This window comes from Rathayibacter tritici, from assembly GCF_002932875.1.
Classification (GTDB): domain Bacteria; phylum Actinomycetota; class Actinomycetes; order Actinomycetales; family Microbacteriaceae; genus Rathayibacter; species Rathayibacter tritici.
Map to the genome: position 1 here is coordinate 1 of NZ_PSWS01000029.1, position 15,538 is coordinate 15,538.

A 15,538-nucleotide genomic window follows, 5' to 3' on the forward strand; every position below is an offset into this window, starting at 1 on the left:
TCCCCTCGGCGGCGGCTGCTGTTGTTCTGGGGGGGATGGTCTGCGCTTGGGCGGGGGGGAGGGGGGCGGGGGCGGGGGGTCAGCGGCGGAGGATGTGGCGGGCCAGGGTGTTGCCGAGGAGTTGGACGAGCTGGACGATGAGGACGATCACGAGTACCGCGGCCCAGGTGACGACCGGCTCGAACTGGCGGTAGCCGTACTGAATGGCGAAGTCGCCCAGCCCGCCCGCGCCGATGGCGCCGGCCACCGCCGACATGTCGATGACGGCCACGACCACGAACGTGTAGCCCAGGATCAGCGGGCCGAGTGCCTCCGGCAGCAGCACCGTCCGCACGATGCGGAACCGGCTCGCCCCGACCGAGCGCGCCGCCTCGATGACGCCGGGCTGCACGGTCAGCAGGTTCTGCTCCACGATGCGGCCGATGCCGAACGCCGCACCGAGCGACAGGGTGAACACGATCGCATCCGGGCCGATGCCGGTGCCGACCACGAGCCGGGCCAGCGGCTGGGCCGCGGCGATGAAGATGATGAACGGGATCGGGCGGAACACATTCACGATCACGTTGAGCAGCCCGTGCAGCACCCGGTTCGCGTAGAGCGCGCCGGCGCGGGTGAGCGCGAGGCCCAGGCCGATCAGCAGGCCGCCGAGCCCGCCGAAGACCAGGCTCAGCGCGACGATGTACAGCGTCTCGCCGGTGGCGTCGCGGAGCTTGGGCAGGAGCGCGATCAGGTCGTTCATCGGGGCACCTCCGTGAGGGCGACGCGTCCGCCGAGGCGGGCGAGGAGGGGATCGATGTCGTCGTCCGGCGCGTCGAGGGCGACGGTGAGGTGGCCGAAGGCTCGCCCGCGCACGTCGGTGATGCCTCCGTAGACCAGCTCCAGCGGCACGCCGGCCGCTGCGACCTCGGCGAAGACGTCGCCCTGCGAGGCGGAGTCGTCCGAGAACGAGAGCGTGACGAGTCGGCCGCGGTGGCGCGCGCGCAGCACCGCCGCCTCCGCGGGCGAGGGCACAGAGCGGACGACGGTGGAGACGAAGCGGCGGGTGACCGGCTCGCGGGGGGCCGAGAACACGTCGAAGACGGGTCCGCGCTCCACGATGCGACCCGACTCCATCACCGCGACCTTCGTGGCGAGTCGGCGCACCACGTCCATCTCGTGGGTGATCACGACGATGGTGACGCCCAGCTCCTCGTTGATGCGGCGGAGCAGGGCCAGCACCTCGCCGGTGGTGTCCGGGTCGAGTGCGCTGGTGGCCTCGTCGGCCAGCAGGATCCGCGGGGAGGCGGCGAGGGCGCGGGCGATTCCGACGCGCTGCTTCTGTCCGCCGGAGAGCTGCTCCGGATGACTGCGCGCCTTCTCGCTCAGCCCGACGAAGTGGAGCATCTCGTCCACGCGCGAGCGCTGCTCCGCTCTCGGCACGCCCGCGACCTGCAGCGGGTACGCAACGTTCTGGCGCACTGTCTTCGAGCCGAACAGGTTGAACTGCTGGAAGACCATGCCGATCCCGAGCCGGAGGCGGCGCAGCTCCCGCTCGGGCAGCCCGACCGTCTCGCGGCCGTCAATCTCGATGCTCCCGCTGGTGGCGGGCTCGAGGGCATTGATCAACCGGGCGAGTGTGCTCTTGCCGGCGCCGGAGTAGCCGATCACGCCGTAAACGTCGCCCGCCTCGATCTCGAGGCTCACTCCGTCCACGGCCGCAGTCGGGACCGCGCGGCGCCCGCTGCCGGGGTACACCTTGCGCACGTCGGTCATCCGTATCAGCGGCACGAGGTGCCCTTTCTGTTGCAGGCGAACGCGGGATCGCGCCGGTCGACTCGCTGAAGGAGTGTCGACCGGCGGGATCCCGCGGGGAGCCGGGGTCACGAAGCGGCAGTGATGTCCTTCTCGGCGGACTCGAGCGAGGTCGTCAGCTCGCTGCGTGCGGTCTTGAGGAAGACTGCCGTGCCGCCGGACTGCTTCGAGACGCCGTCGAGCACGTCCTGGCTGTCCTGATAGATCGACACCAGCGTGGTGTAGGTCGGGTTCTCCGCGTCGTCGGCGCGGGCGGCGAAGATGTTCGTGTAGAGCACGGAGGCGGGGTCGCGGGGGTCGTCCTGCGCGATCGCGTCCTCGGCCTTCAGGCCCGCGTTCTGGATGAAGTCGTTGGTGATGACCGCGGCGGCCACATCCGGGAGCGATGTGGCGGTCAGCGAGGCTTCGAGCGCGGTGACCGTGACCTTCGAGGAGGGCTCCACGTCGTCGACGTTCGAGAGCACTCCGCCGCCGTTCGTGAGCGTCACGAGTCCGGCCGACTGCAGCACGAGCAGTGCGCGGGCCTGGTTGGTCTCGTCATTGGGGATCGCGATGGTGGAGCCGGCGGGGATGTCGGCGACGTCGTCGTACTGCGAGGAGTACAGGCCGAGCGGGTAGATCGCGGTCGCGCCGATCGGCACCAGGTCGGCGCCGGCCGCGGCGTTGTACTGCGCCAGGTAGGCGATGTGCTGGAACTGGTTGAGGTCGATCTCGCCCTCGGTGAGCGCCGGGTTGGGCTGGTTGTAGTCGCTGAAGTCGACGATCTCGACGTCGATCCCGGCGTCGGCCGCGGCCTTCTGGTAGGTGGCCCAGTAGGGGTCGCTCGCCCCGACCACGCCGATGCGGACGGTGTCGTCGCCGCCGCGCGCGCCGGAGCAGCCGGCGAGGAGGAGGGCGGCGGAGGCGGCGATCGCAGAGCTCACGAGGAGTCGGGTGCGCAGGGTCATGGCTGTGGAGGGTCCTTCCGTGGAGAGCGTGATCACCTTATGAAGGTGGTCCCCGCCGCGCGAAACCCGTCCGTAACACGGCGACTCGGAGTCGCCGTGCCGCTCGCTCAGCCCGCGAGCGAGCCGTCTTCGCTCGTCGAGGCCTCGTGCTTGGCGATCCGCGTCGCGATCGCGTCCCGCTCGGCCCGGAGCGACGCGATGGTCGGCTTGTCCAGGCGCGGGTCGGCGAGATCGGCGAAGGGGCTCGCGGTTCCGGTGCGCGCCGAGACGAGCGCGGCGTACGCTTTCGTCGCGGCGCGGAGTTCGGCTCCTGCCCGCTCGACCTTCCGCGGCTTCGACGACGTGTCCGAGACGAGTCGGGCGTGCTTATCGAGGGCTTTTACCAGTGCGCGGTGCGCCGCGTCGATCTTCTTGCTCATAGGCGCATTATCGCGCGAGTCGGGCTCTGCGCCGACCAGGAGGGAGCTCCGCCGGGCCTTGCCCGGTGGTGACTCTGAGAATCGATGGGGATAGTTCACATGGGCGTCATCGATTCGGTGACCAGTGTGGAGCCTACCCGCGCTCCCCGCAGGTCCTGGACGAGGAGGCGGCGCGATCCGAGAGGACCGTCCCCCGTGTTCTTCAGTCGACGACAACTCCTCGTCACCGCCATCAGTAGCGCGCCCGTCGTCCTGGCGGTCGCGGTGGCCGATCCCGCCGCAGCCGCCACTGCCTCCGCTCCGCCCGCTCTCGCCGCGACGATCGAGCCGGGGGAGGTGACGACTCTCTCGTTCCCGAGCGCCGACTTCGCCAAGCGCCGGTCGGTCGCGTACTCGCTGTCCGAGCAGGTGCGGCTCAGCAGGCCGAGCGCGTTCCGGGTCGTCGTCGAGTACGACAGCCGGCTGTTCAGCGCGATGGAGAGCGTGGTCGTCTCGCACGGCGACCACTACGAGTCCTGCCCGACCGAGCGCTCGCAGCAGCAGCCGCCGAATCGCTCAAGCGTCTCCTACTCGGTTCCCGACCTCTCCGACGGCGACTCGTCGCCTCTGCTCTGCGTCGGCGTGCCGCTCACAACACGGGACGCGTACCCGGAGGAGAACATCGACGCTCCGCTGCCCATCTCTGTGACGATTCAGGACGAGGCGGGCGCGGTGCTCGCCAGCGTCGAATGGAGTGCCGACGAAGCGCCCGCGGCAGCAGCGGCGTGGGGCGTCGAACTGGACGCCTCCTGGGGCACCGTCGGGGGTCCCGATTCGAGGAGCACATACCGCGTCCCGCGATCGATCCGCTGCACGAGCGTCGGCCCGGCTGCCGTGCCCGCCGGCTCCGTTCTCACCGTCGACCTCGACGCGCGGGTGATCGCCGCGTGCAGCGTGGCCGGCGTCACTCCGGTCCCGGCGCAGCTGCAGGGCGACGACGGTTCGGGGAGACCGAACGCTCTCGTCCCCTGGGACTCCTCCGCTCTCGATGTCGCCGAGTCGGCGACCGGTGAGCGTCGGACCCTCCGCATCACGCTGAACCGGGCTATTGACGCGGGAGCGTCCCTTGACGTCGCTGTCTCGACGTCGCCCGCGAATCCGGTGCCGACGGTGGCGAGCGTCGTCTACGCGTCGGCCGTGTTCTCCGGCCCCGCGGGGGCTCGGGCGACGGGACGGTACGGCGTGACGGATCTCACGTGCTCCGGCTCGCCGCAGGTCGGCGGCGTCACCACGGGAACAGTCTGAGAGGGAGAGCAATGTCGGATGAATGGGTCTTGAAATCGCAGCAGTGGGTCAATTCCACCTATCGGGGAGTCGACGGCTTCTCGCCCGCGCCCGAGACGGGGACGAGCGGCTGGAGCACGATGTTCGCTCTGACGCGGGCGCTTCAGATCGAGTTGGGAATGTCCGAGCACTCGGACAGCTTCGGCTCGGCGACGCTCGCGGCGCTCACCAGCAAATACCCCTCGATCACTGATGGGACGACGAACAAGAACATCGTCGCGCTCCTCCAGTGCGCACTCTGGTGCAAGGGGTACTGGGGTGGAACGCAGTGGAAGAAGCTCGACCAGAAGACCTCGTCGGCGATAGCGAGCCTGCGCACCGACATGGGGTTCGCTGCGGCGGCGGACGTCACCCCGAAGATCATGAAGAGCCTGCTCACGATGGACTCTTATGCCCTCGCTTCCGGCGGCTCGTCGCTGACCCGCAGCATTCAGCAGTCGCTGAACAAGCGGTACATCGACCACGCCGATTTCTTCGTCCTCCCCTGCGACGGCACGGCCTCGCGCGGACTGCGGCAGGGCCTGATCTTCGCGCTCCAGTTCGAAGTGGGGATTGGCGATGGAGTGGCCAATGGCGAATTCGGCCCGATGACGCGGGCGAAGCTCAAGGACGCCGCCGGGTCGACGACGCCGGGCACCGTCGACTCCTCCCGATACCTGATCCATCTCCTCCAGGCGGTCCTGATCGGCAACGGCTACTACACCGACGGACCCTACGACGGCTCGTACAGCCCGGCCGTGGTCGCCGCGGTGCGAGCGTTCCAGGAGTTCGCGGCGCTACCCGCGTCCGGGAACGCCGACTACGCGACGTGGTGCTCGCTCTTCGTGAGCTCCGGCGATCCGGAGCGGACCGCGAAGCAGGGCGCGATCGCGGCCGATTGCAGTTCCGATCACGTCACCACGGCCCGTGCGCGCCTGCTCACCGAGAACGGCTACCGAATCATCGGGCGCTACCTCTCGAACACGCCCGTCTCCGACTACCGCGACAAGAAGATCCAGCCCGGCGAACTCGACGTCATCACCGGAGCCGGTCTGCGCGTCTTCCCGATCTTCCAGGAGGGAGGGGACACCGTCGAGGACTTCTCGTACGCGCGCGGATTCGCGGCCGGCCAGAAAGCCCATGCTGCAGCCCGCAGTTACGGCTTCAAGGTCGGCGTGACGATCTATTTCGCTGTCGATGTCGACGTGCTCGAAACCGAGGTGAACAGTGCTGTCGTGCCCCATTTCCAGGGAGTGAAGGACGGCCTTGCCAGCGTGAGCAGTCCTTTCTCGGTGGGGATCTACGGCGCCCGCAACACCTGTCGGATCGTGCGTGAGAAGGGCCTCGCGAGCCTGGGCTTCATCAGCGGAATGTCCACCGGGTACAGCGGCAACCTCGGCTTCCCGCTCCCGCAGGGCTGGGCCTTCGACCAGGTGAAGTCGCTGACACTCGGATCGGGCTCCGACGCGATGGAGATCGATAAGAACATCGCCTCCGGCCGCGATCCGGGAGCCGAGTCCTTCGATCCCGCGCAGACCTTCCCCGACTACGCGGACTGGCTCTCCAGTCGAGCCGCGGGCTTCGCTCAGTCCACCGGCGGAGTCGGAGCCGACGACCTGCTGCTCCAGTTCTTGCGCACCCCCTGCTACGTGGACGGGCTGTGGGAGCGTGTCGCCGGTCCCGTGAATCGCGACTTCGTCTCGGTTGTGGAGAGCGAGAAGCACGAGCGCGTCTTCCACACCATCGGCCCGGAGGTGTCCACCTTCATGCCCGTCGAGCGCCTGGCCCTGGCGATGACCGGCGCCCGCCGCTACGGTGTACCCGCCGATCCGGGTACCTCGACCGCCGGCGATCTGCTGGGGTGGGCCGGTGACCTCACGCGGATTCTCGTGCAGTTCCTGCGCACGCGGAATGCAGGTCAGCGGCCGGATCCGTACCAGTTCGGCCGGGCCACGATCGGCCGCAGCGGAAGGTTCGACGGCGGCGCCCACCAGGCGGACGTCGACGGCTGCGTTCTCGGCTTGCAGACGGCGGGAAGCGCGGCATCGGTCGCGTCGGCGGTGCGCCGCTACTACTCCGACGGATACCACACGAGGTACCGGCAGTTCCTCGACGCCCGCTTCGGTGGGCGAGCCGAGAACGCCTCCGCCGCCGCCCTGCACTGGTTCACGACATCCGACCCCGCTATCGCCGACGTCCGCACGGCCTTCCTCGCCCGCGACGAGAACCGGATCGACGGCCCGACCTCGCCGTCCGACGCCGACATCAGCGCACTCGCGAAGGCCTGGGCCGACGACCTCACCGAGCGCCTCACCGCGAAGTGAGTCTCGGGCTGGACATGAGCTCCTGTCGTCAGCGCGGAACGGGCGTGGCTACTGAGGCGGCGGCGGCGCTGGTGGTGACGGCGTCGAGGACCCGCTGCACGTCGAGAGCGTCGGCGAATGTGGGCGTGACAGCGGTGCCGCCGGCGATCGCCTCGACCAGGTCGACGACCTGGTGGGTGAAGAGGTGCTCGTAGCCGATCCCGTGCCCGGTCGGCCACCACGCGGCCATGTAGGGGTGCGCCGGCTCGGTGACCTGGATGCGGCGGAAGCCCTGCGCCTCCTCCGGGTCGCGGGCGTCGTAGTACTCCAGCTCGTTCATCCGCTCGAAGTCGAAGGCGATCGAGCCGAGTTCGCCGTTGACCTCGATGCGATTGGCGTTGCGGCGGCCCGTGGCAACGCGGGTGGCCTCGAAGACACCGAGGGCGCCACCCTCGAACGTGGCGGTGAAGGCTGCGGCGTCATCGACGGTCACGGCACCGCGGGGTGCGTCGGCGCCCGCGCGGCCGCCCAGGCCGACCTGCTCGCTCAGCACGGGGCGCTCGGTGGTGAAGGTGCGCAGCGTCGCTGACACGGAGGTGATGCCGCGACCGGTCAGCCACTGGGCGGTGTCGATGCTGTGCGCGCCGATATCGCCGAGAGCGCCCGAGCCGGCGCGTTCCTTCTGCAAGCGCCACGTCAGCGGCGCCTCGGAGTCGGAGAGCCAGTCCTGCAGGTACTGGGCGCGGACGTGGCGGATGTCGCCGAGGCGGCCCTCCTCGATGAAGCGCTTGGCGAGGGCGAGCGCGGGGGTTCGGCGGTAGCTAAAGCCGCACATCGCGATCTTCCCGGAGGCGGCGGCCGCGGCAACCATCCGCTCCGCCTCCTCGACGGAGTTGGCGAGCGGCTTCTCACAGAGCACGTGCTTGCCGGCCTCGAGGGCCGCGATGGCGATCTCGGCGTGGGTGTCGCCGGGGGTGCAGATGTCGACGAGGTCGATGTCGTCGCGGGCGATCACGGCCCGCCAGTCCGTGGAGGCCTCGCTCCAGCCCAGCCGCTCGGCGCGCTCAGCGGTCGAGTCGGGGTTGCTCCCCACGAGCACGGCGAGCTCGGGGCGCAGGGGGAGGGGGAAGAAGCGGGAGGCGGTGCGCCAGGCGTGCGAGTGGGTGCGGCCCATGAAGGCGGTCCCCACCATCGCGACGCGCAGGGCTCGGTCGTTCGACATCGTCGTCCTTTCGTTCGGCTCCTGACCCTCCCACGGGTCGGCGCGCGGGCGCTACCACGCGCGGGTCCGATCGATCGACGGCGGGAGCCAGGGTGGTGGACGGGTGAGGAGACGACCTGGCGATCCGAGTCACCGTCTGGCGGAGTCTTTTTTCTAAGCGGGGAGCCTTTGCCGATGAGGCATCCCGGTCGAGATAAGCAAGGAACTTCTCGGTAGAAACTCGATCGTATTGGGAGGCGTGATCCGCTCTGCATGCAAACTGTGCGAGCTCTGCTTCACTGTGCGCCCGTGCCGATTGCTCGCCATTCTTCACAGAACTGAAACAGTTAGCCTTTGCTGTGCAACGCGCGCGTTCAGTGCCATCGTTTTTCTATGCTTCTGCACCCGACGCTCCACCTCCGATGCACCCCGGGCGTGTCGTGTCGGGGGAGCGCGGGCGTCTTCTGACCCGGATAGCTGACCGATGCTCGGCGCTCTATCCCCTGGGTGTTGACGTCGCTCGATCAGGTCGGCATACTAAGGTGGTATTCTCGGCTCGAGGGAGTGTGCGGACATGAGCAATCAGGGGAACCAGGGACCGATGTCGGTGAAGTTCACGCCGTGGGGAGTTCTGGCGGTCTCGCTCGTAGGGGGGGTGGCCGGGGCTGGTGTCTCGGCCGCTGTGGGCGCGGGCGATCCGTGGAACGTGGTGATCACCGCCGTGGTCGTCGCAGTCGTGCTCTTGTTCGGGTGGGCGGTGGTGAACCTCCGCCAACGGCGGCGCTTCCCGAGATGAACAGAAAAGGGAAACGATGATGAAACTCCGGATGAGGATCACGGCCGTGGTCGTTGCAGCGGCAGCGCTGACCGCGGGCCCGGTTGCTGCCGCGTCCGCTGCGGACGCGTCTGGGGCACAGACCTCCTCTGTCGGCAACGTCGAAATGACGGTGACCGCTGGATCCGCGTCGACCGTCACGTTCGATGTCAGTGGGGGAGCTCGGCCAGTGCGGCTGCAGGATGGCAGTGTCGGCCTTTCCGACGGTGAGGCCATCTCGAATGCCCTGCCGACGAGTGTCGACGTCGGGCACGGGCGGACGGTGAGCGGCACCTGGTCGATCGACGACTCCGACACGGTGACATTCCACTTCACCGCTGACGACGGCAAGCGGAGGGGGGAAAAGAGCGGGGCAGACGTGCGGCTGAATAGCGACTGGGGATCGGATGAGTGGGGTCACTGCGTCTCCGGCCGAGGCGTCGCGAACGCTATCGGCGCCGGCGTGCTCGGCGCCATCGCCGGTCCTGGTGCGGTCGTTGCTGCGACCGGCGGCATGCTCGCCGGGATCATCGGCGGTGCCCTCACCTGCTGATACTCGTGCAGAAGGTGTGCGTCCCGGTTGCCCCGGGCGCATACCCTTCTGCTTGGTACACGTGCTCGTGCCAACGGCAAATAGCTGACATCGCAATGCCGCCCAGCATGATGCCGGCTGCGATGAACCGCCCCGTTCCGGTCACGGGGTAGAGGTCTCCGTACCCGACGGTGGTGATCGTGACGAACGCCCACCACAACGCCTGGTCGAACGTCGTGATCAGAGCTCCGGGTGTATCTCGCTCAGCATCGAGCACCGCCAAGGAAGCAACGAAGAGGAGCAGCGCGGTGCTCGACGCGGCGAACAGGATGACCCGGCCCCGGAACGCAGCGTCCCCCCTCGCGAAGCCAAACCGTCGTCTCCACCCCCCAGAACGCAGGCGACACGACCGCGCCGCGATATGAGAACTCAAAACAATCGATTCTGGCGACAGCGAGGGCCGTCAAGGTCACTCGTGAGTATTCATGAGCCACATTTTGCCAGCGGATCTTACCGTCCTCCGCGAATCGGATCGAGAAATCACACCACTTCACGGCCGAATCGATTAGTAATTGAGGGCCGAGTTCCTCCTCCACGTGCCAAGCGTCGACACCATCTATGGTGTCCCGTGCAGCAAGATACGCAAACCACATGCCAGGGAAATCGTCACTGGCCGTCGACGTGCATATCGCACCCCTTGGCTTGTTACCCCAACTTTTAGAGTCGATTTCATGTGTTTTGAACTTCGACAGATTGTGCCGCCGCGACAAGTGGCGTTGATAGCCACCGCTCGTTCGAAGTTCCTCGATCCTGTTATTGAGGACCGTCAGACTAGCCGGAAGCTCTACATGCTCGTCCACAGCTTCAGGATCGACGCCAGATTCTAGCACTTCTTGACCGGCCGAGCCCTCGGGATAATGACTTTCCACGAACCCCACCGAAGCAAGGCTAGCGGCCGTCATATCAGTCATAGACCTGGCGGCCATAACCCCGAAAGAATTTTCAGCATTCCACGAACGCAGTCTTTCGAGGCGGGCGACAAATTCCTCCATAAGTTTTTGCCCTTCTTTCTATCGGCAGGTGTTACACGAAGTCTAGGTCCACGGCTGGAGCGAGATGAGGCTGGACCCTTGTGCGCGCATCCACAGACGGGGAGCCTCGTATGGTGGTTCCTGTCTTCGGATGCGGAGGGCTGGCTAGCAGCCGAGGTCTCTGAGATCGGCGCCCTGGCCCTTGCCGCCGCGCGTCTGCGGCACGGTGCTCATCAGCGCCTTCGACGTGTCGGCGGCGCTGGGCGGTGTGCCGTGTGCGGTGACGGAGCTTGGATGGTCGGCTGGCGCCGCTCGGCACTGTCATGGGCGACCTTGCGGGCGCCCCGTGCCCCTGACGCGCGAGGATCGGTCGCCGAGGGTGGTGGAGTCGGCCAATGTTCCGTTGGTGCTCTGAGCGGCGTCTTGGCGTTCGGCGGGGGTGTCGTTGCGGAATCGCTGCACCTGAGCGCGTGCGTCGACGGCGAGCTCGCGCAGCTCGTCGGGAGTCCCGTTGGCCGTGGTGGCGGCGTCGCGGTCGTAGTCGTTGGCGCGCGCTTCAAGCTCGGCTGACATGTTCGCCGGACCGGCGAGCGAGAGTGCGTCGCCGTCCTCGACGCCGATTCCACGCGAACTCGTTCTCGATCCTTTCGGCGAGGATCGCGTAGTGCTCGGCCGTCATTCCCGTAGTAGTCTGTGTGTGCACCGCCTGGTTCCTTTGCGAAGAGTTTCTGTCGAAGGTTGCTCTTCAAGCACAGCGGACCAGCCGGTGTTAACCGTGAGCGACACGCACGAATCCATGTCGATCAATCGGATTTTGCATAAGCCTCCATGATGACGAGATCGAAATCTTATGAGAGGTTACAAGAGGGGTTGTCGGCCCTCTGCTGAAGGATAAATCATCGACGTATTGGGGAACAAAATGGACTGAGTCAAGAAAGTGGTAGCCGCCAGCCTTTTTACTGTCGGGCTTATGGGCGTAGCGTTCGCTCCGACCGCCACCGCTGCGGAGCTTGACGACCAAGGTTGGTGTGCTGCAGCCGCCGGCAATCTGGTAGAGCAGAACGGAGTCAAACTTGCTGGAACATCCATCGAGTACTCTTGCGGCCTGGGAGCTGTTAGCGTGGAGGTTCTCGCCAACGATGGTTCCACCTATTCTTTCAGCGAGCAGCTCTCTCCTGCGGCATCGACAACTTCGAGCTCCGGGCAAGCGCTTCGGGCCGTAAATTGCGTGGACGCTCCGCCGACCCGGACAATCATTAACGAACTGCAGGTCGATATCAACCTGTGCGTGATCTATGGACAAGTCGATAGCCCAGTCAACGACACATGGACCCGATCCATCATTGTCGATTGGACCGTGTATCCCGGCTGGAATTCGGCGCAAAGCAGAATCAGCACTATCCCGTCGGAGGGAAGTCCGACTCTGACCGGTACGGTCACTAGCCAGCGGCAGAATGGCGTGCTACCTCCCACAGAACTCAGCTCGGCCGCCTTTACGATGAGCGGCAATGACGTGCAGACCGGCTATGTCGTCGGCGGCCTGACGACAGGGGGATCGCACTCGGTGAAGATGGAGAACCTCGAGGTATCCGAGCCGACCTATTCCTTCAACCACGTTGTCGGTGTCGGTGAAGCAACCCCTCGCTTCGAATGCGATAGCGAGCAGGAGCGTTGCTTTTACCCGAACGGCGAGGAGGCTGGGCTCTAAAAATCAAGTCGGGTGGCTCGCACCCGGTTCGATGTTTCCGTACCAACACACCTCGGTAGGAGTGTCGAACCGGGTGACGAGGCGCTTTTGCGTATCGACTGTCATCGAACCTTTCACATCGCTATCGGCTTGGTGCTGAAGATGAACCACAATGTTACTACCATCGAGTGATGCTCCGGTTATGCGATATCCATCACTCGGTCGTCCCCAAATCGAAAGATTGAGCGGGAAGGCTAGACGTGCCGCTAAGGGTTCGGGCAGTAGTTGAGAGAGTGCCAGCTTGCGTCGTTCGTTTCCAGAAACATATTCATCGGTCGGCGCGTTATACGAATCGATCATATTGTTGCGCTCGTTTGAGCAGTGGTACGACAACTCTGCCGGCCAGACCTGTAGTTGGTACGTCTCGATTCTATCGAGTTCTTTTCTGAATGCGAGGCAGCGAAACGGCGAACGCCTCCGCCAGTTGGCCACTATGGCGATTGCGTCGACCAGAATGTCCATCTCGACTCGAGTGGCACCCGATTCGCCCTGGCGGACGATAGCCCCTGAAGCGGAGCCGCCGATATGGCCAAAGCTATACGGCTCTTGATGTACGGCGTTGATTCGTTTTCCCGTATCCATCGGATAATCGTCTCACATTTTCGTGTGATCGTCGCAGATCGAGGACAAATCGTCACCGGCTCAGCAGTGAGACGGTCGAGCATGAGACCGGCGCAGCGCCCGCGAGCCTGCGGGGGCTCACCTGCCTTTTCGCCGGCACCACCCTGCTGCTCTACTGGATCACCCTCGCGATCCTCGGTGCCTTCCAGCTCTACATGCTCGGCCCCTTAGCATGCAGCACGTACCTGCTCGTCGACGGCATGTTCCACCTGCGCACCGTAGCCACACCCCGCACCGAGTAAGAAGCCCCCTCGACCCTCTAGAGAGCTTCGCGGGTTCGCCGTAGGACCACGCGAGCGTGGTCCTCCGGCCTCAAGGAGCTGCTGCCGGATGAGCCGAAACGGCGGGGGAGTGCGGCGGTGTCGAGGTCTGCTCGCGTCGGCCGCGTCGCGCTGATGATGGGTGGGTGAGGCGAGGAGACCGCCGGACCTTTTCAGCACTCGAACGTATGTTCTACTCTCCTCGTGGGTACGAGAATCGCCGCTACGAGCGCCACGTCGGGGCGCAGATCGACCGTCGAATCGAGGAGTGCGCGCACCGCGGCTCCCCCCTCGGCTTGACCGAGGAGGAACTCGACAAGACTCGACAGCGACCGACCTGGGCGAGTGTTCCGCGGCCCGTCTGGGCGTGGATCCGATACCCCGCGACGTCGGTACGAGTCGCTGGGCTCGCGCTCGCCTGGACCCGCCGAGCGGTCATGGTCGAATGGAGTGAAGACGGATCCACACGGCGCCTCTGGGCGTGGGCATCCGCCGTGGAGGCCAGGGCCATTACTGCTGGGGCCCGAGGGGTGGATCTCTGATCGCAGGTGCGCCGCCAGGGGGTGCCGGTAGCGAGTCCGTGCGGGGATCGGCTACTGAGCTGCTCGGATCGTTGCAATGTCGGCGAGGAGCCGGTCGCGGTACCCGACGCTGAACGCCTCGCCGCCCTCTGCGGTGAACTGTGGGCCGCGGACGTCGCCGCGTACGAACAGACTCCGGGGGTGCCTGATGGCTTGGCGCTAGCTGATGAGTCCTGCCGCGACCAACTCCTCGCGTAGTTCGTCTTTCCAGTTCAGCCCGGGATAAGAGATGTAGTTTAGCCCCGCAAGATCAGACGGGCGTTCGACCGATGCATCCAGAACGATCACGTTTGCACGACCAATTTTGCCGATGAAATAGCCGAGTTCGAGAACGACGTTTTGTCGAGCTCGCTTCGAGGGTTCGTCTCCCGCTTGGTGTGCGCCGACGGTCTGCCCGACATCGTCCGGAGTAAGAAGGACGATCACGTATGAAGCGGCGTTTCCATGATCCTCGAACTTCTCGATGATGGTCCGCCCTCGTCCGGCCTCCTCCGCGAGCGACACTGGTAAAGATCCGGTATGGCGGGCGACATACGTGCGCACCGAGTTCATCGCCGCCTCATCGTGCCCATGAACAATGAAGAGCGAGCGCTGCACGCTGGGTACTGGGTCTAAAGGACCGCCGGCGGAGGCGGGGCCGGCTTCGCTCGCAGGCGAGACAATCCCGGCCTGCGTCGTTCCCCAAGACGCCGATTCCGTCGGTCCCGAAGCTGAAGGCGCGGCAGGTTTCCACGGGAACGGGTCAGAATCCTCATGCAAAGCGGGGGTGTCGTGGTCTTCCCACGGAGCTGGCTCTGGTGCAATCAGCGCCGTGGCAGCACCAGTACTCTGAGCGGTGCTCTCACTGTTGTCGCTCGAACGCCACTGCTCCGGGATCTCGGAAGAATCGCGAGCAGCAAGATACTCGCGGAACAATCGCTTGGTCCGAGCCGGCGCGTTGGCTTCGATCCATTCCGGAAGATCCGGCATCGAATCGGCCAGCAGATCCATGCGACCCTTTTCGCCCGGAGACTCATTTCCCGCTTCGGTGAGAATCCACCCGAGCACCTCGAGTGCCGCATCCGGGTAGTCGTCGTCTCCAAAATCTTGCGAGCGGTAGAGACGCGAGTGCTGAGAAAGGATGTCACTCATGCCCGTCTCTCGACCGAACTCACGCCAGTTGCTCTGGTCCCAGGTATCTGCGGTGTACGCACCGGCGGCCAACTGCAAAGCATCCATCTGTGGCATGTGAGAAGTCTAGGGGCACCCGATCGCGACCGCGCTCTACGAGCAGACCTCCGAGCCCGCAGCACGAGGCCACTTAATCGCCGAAGTGAAAGGCCGAGTACGAGCTTCCGACGTTGAACCGACGCCCGTCCTTCCGGCGCTGTGCGAAGTCCGCGATCGTGTCGACGTCGTTCCGCTGCATCCCGAGTTCGCGGCACTTCGCCCGGACTTGTTCGACGGTTACGGCAGCCCACCGAGCAGGCCGATTCATCATGTCCGCCTTGAGTTTGCCTTCTTCGTTCCACTTGAGACCGCCGGAGTAGCCGGCCGCGCACGCCGCGGCACTCGTCAGAATCGATGCCACGTCCTCAGGGGAGGTCGGTGGACGGTGACGCGGAGTCAGAGCCCGTCACGTCGCCACGAAACCCCAGGTCAAAGCGCATTTGCAAGCAGTGCCGCAAGAGCCCTGAATAAGCTTCCAAGTGTGTCACTAGTGACACACTTGCGGTGACAAGCGGATGTCCTGATCAGCGACGCTGAGCGAGCGAAGGCCTTCGCGCTGGAAGGAGCAGGACCACCTCGAGAGGAGCCGATGGGTGATGAGCGGGCCGGGAGAGCATCGGCTGCCGCGGAACCGCTTCGCGTTTCCTTGCCCTCAGATTCCTTCTGCCGAGGTGATGGAGGTGCGCGCGGTGACCTGGTGACGACGAGCGGGCCGCTGGTGGTGTCCGAGATGGTCGCGCGGACGTGGTTCGGCACTCGGCACGACTATGATCATTTGAT

The 15,538-nt window shown here is 65.8% G+C and carries 16 protein-coding genes; 5 read left to right on the plus strand and 11 right to left on the minus strand.

The annotated features are described in order from the left end of the window. Positions 1–79: 79 nt before the first annotated feature. The 4 genes from C5D07_RS04500 to C5D07_RS04515 all read right to left on the minus strand — a co-directional run bounded on the left by C5D07_RS04500 (position 80) and on the right by C5D07_RS04515 (position 3,157). Positions 80–739, minus strand: coding sequence for a methionine ABC transporter permease (locus C5D07_RS04500; RefSeq protein WP_104258781.1), 660 nt, complete (start codon positions 737–739; stop codon positions 80–82). After that, on the minus strand, positions 736–1,752 hold the full coding sequence (locus C5D07_RS04505) for a methionine ABC transporter ATP-binding protein (protein WP_104258782.1): 1,017 nt from the start codon (positions 1,750–1,752) through the stop codon (positions 736–738). Before C5D07_RS04505 ends, C5D07_RS04500 begins: the two co-directional genes overlap by 4 nt. A gap of 107 nt (positions 1,753–1,859) precedes the next feature. Further along, positions 1,860–2,738, minus strand: a complete 879-nt coding sequence (locus tag C5D07_RS04510; RefSeq protein ID WP_104258783.1) for a MetQ/NlpA family ABC transporter substrate-binding protein — start codon at positions 2,736–2,738, stop codon at positions 1,860–1,862. A gap of 107 nt (positions 2,739–2,845) precedes the next feature. After that, positions 2,846–3,157 carry a hypothetical protein gene (locus tag C5D07_RS04515; protein ID WP_068256197.1) on the minus strand — a complete coding sequence of 104 codons (312 nt, stop codon included), beginning with the start codon at positions 3,155–3,157 and terminating at the stop codon, positions 2,846–2,848. A 195-nt stretch (positions 3,158–3,352) separates the two neighbouring features. Here C5D07_RS04515 and C5D07_RS04520 point away from each other — a divergent pair, with 195 nt between their 5' ends. Together C5D07_RS04520 and C5D07_RS04525 are read left to right on the plus strand one after the other, a co-directional pair. Next, entirely contained in the window at positions 3,353–4,441 is a 1,089-nt protein-coding gene (locus C5D07_RS04520; protein WP_104258784.1) for a hypothetical protein, read from the plus strand. Between the two features lie 29 nt (positions 4,442–4,470). Next, positions 4,471–6,783, plus strand: coding sequence for a glycoside hydrolase domain-containing protein (locus tag C5D07_RS04525; protein WP_170063505.1), 2,313 nt, complete (start codon positions 4,471–4,473; stop codon positions 6,781–6,783). A gap of 28 nt (positions 6,784–6,811) precedes the next feature. On the opposite strand, the gene C5D07_RS04530 is transcribed toward C5D07_RS04525, so the two are convergent. Then, the gene (locus tag C5D07_RS04530; protein ID WP_104258786.1) at positions 6,812–7,984 is read right to left on the minus strand and encodes a Gfo/Idh/MocA family protein; all 1,173 of its coding nucleotides are present in this window, start codon (positions 7,982–7,984) and stop codon (positions 6,812–6,814) included. A gap of 553 nt (positions 7,985–8,537) precedes the next feature. Between C5D07_RS04530 and C5D07_RS04535 the strand changes: the two genes are divergently transcribed. Together C5D07_RS04535 and C5D07_RS04540 are read left to right on the plus strand one after the other, a co-directional pair. Then, a complete protein-coding gene (locus C5D07_RS04535) occupies positions 8,538–8,759 on the plus strand; it encodes a hypothetical protein (RefSeq protein ID WP_068256186.1) in 222 nt (73 codons plus the stop codon). A 31-nt stretch (positions 8,760–8,790) separates the two neighbouring features. Then, a complete protein-coding gene (locus tag C5D07_RS04540) occupies positions 8,791–9,330 on the plus strand; it encodes a hypothetical protein (protein ID WP_104258787.1) in 540 nt (179 codons plus the stop codon). On the opposite strand, the gene C5D07_RS16050 is transcribed toward C5D07_RS04540, so the two are convergent. From C5D07_RS16050 to C5D07_RS04550, 3 genes are all read right to left on the minus strand, one after another. Then, positions 9,320–9,586, minus strand: a complete 267-nt coding sequence (locus tag C5D07_RS16050) for a potassium channel family protein (protein WP_249028170.1) — start codon at positions 9,584–9,586, stop codon at positions 9,320–9,322. The two genes, C5D07_RS04540 and C5D07_RS16050, sit on opposite strands and share 11 nt — an antisense overlap. Then, positions 9,573–10,361 (minus strand): hypothetical protein, encoded by a 789-nt coding sequence (locus tag C5D07_RS16055; protein ID WP_249028169.1) that lies wholly within the window; start codon positions 10,359–10,361, stop codon positions 9,573–9,575. The genes C5D07_RS16050 and C5D07_RS16055 overlap by 14 nt, the downstream gene beginning before the upstream one ends. 300 nt (positions 10,362–10,661) lie before the next feature. Continuing rightward, a complete protein-coding gene (locus tag C5D07_RS04550; protein ID WP_068256175.1) occupies positions 10,662–10,913 on the minus strand; it encodes a hypothetical protein in 252 nt (83 codons plus the stop codon). Positions 10,914–11,277: 364 nt separating this feature from the next. Between C5D07_RS04550 and C5D07_RS15245 the strand changes: the two genes are divergently transcribed. Then, a complete protein-coding gene (locus C5D07_RS15245) occupies positions 11,278–12,048 on the plus strand; it encodes a hypothetical protein (RefSeq protein ID WP_146079785.1) in 771 nt (256 codons plus the stop codon). A gap of 3 nt (positions 12,049–12,051) precedes the next feature. Here the strand turns inward: C5D07_RS15245 and C5D07_RS15250 are convergent, their stop codons facing one another. The 3 genes from C5D07_RS15250 to C5D07_RS04565 all read right to left on the minus strand — a co-directional run bounded on the left by C5D07_RS15250 (position 12,052) and on the right by C5D07_RS04565 (position 15,119). Continuing rightward, positions 12,052–12,669: a hypothetical protein gene (locus C5D07_RS15250; protein ID WP_146076791.1), complete on the minus strand. Its 618-nt coding sequence runs from the start codon at positions 12,667–12,669 to the stop codon at positions 12,052–12,054. 1,039 nt (positions 12,670–13,708) lie between these two features. Then, positions 13,709–14,776 carry a TIR domain-containing protein gene (locus tag C5D07_RS04560; RefSeq protein WP_170063506.1) on the minus strand — a complete coding sequence of 356 codons (1,068 nt, stop codon included), beginning with the start codon at positions 14,774–14,776 and terminating at the stop codon, positions 13,709–13,711. Positions 14,777–14,849: 73 nt separating this feature from the next. Further along, positions 14,850–15,119: a hypothetical protein gene (locus C5D07_RS04565; RefSeq protein WP_211286330.1), complete on the minus strand. Its 270-nt coding sequence runs from the start codon at positions 15,117–15,119 to the stop codon at positions 14,850–14,852. Between the last annotated feature and the right edge of the window lie 419 nt (positions 15,120–15,538).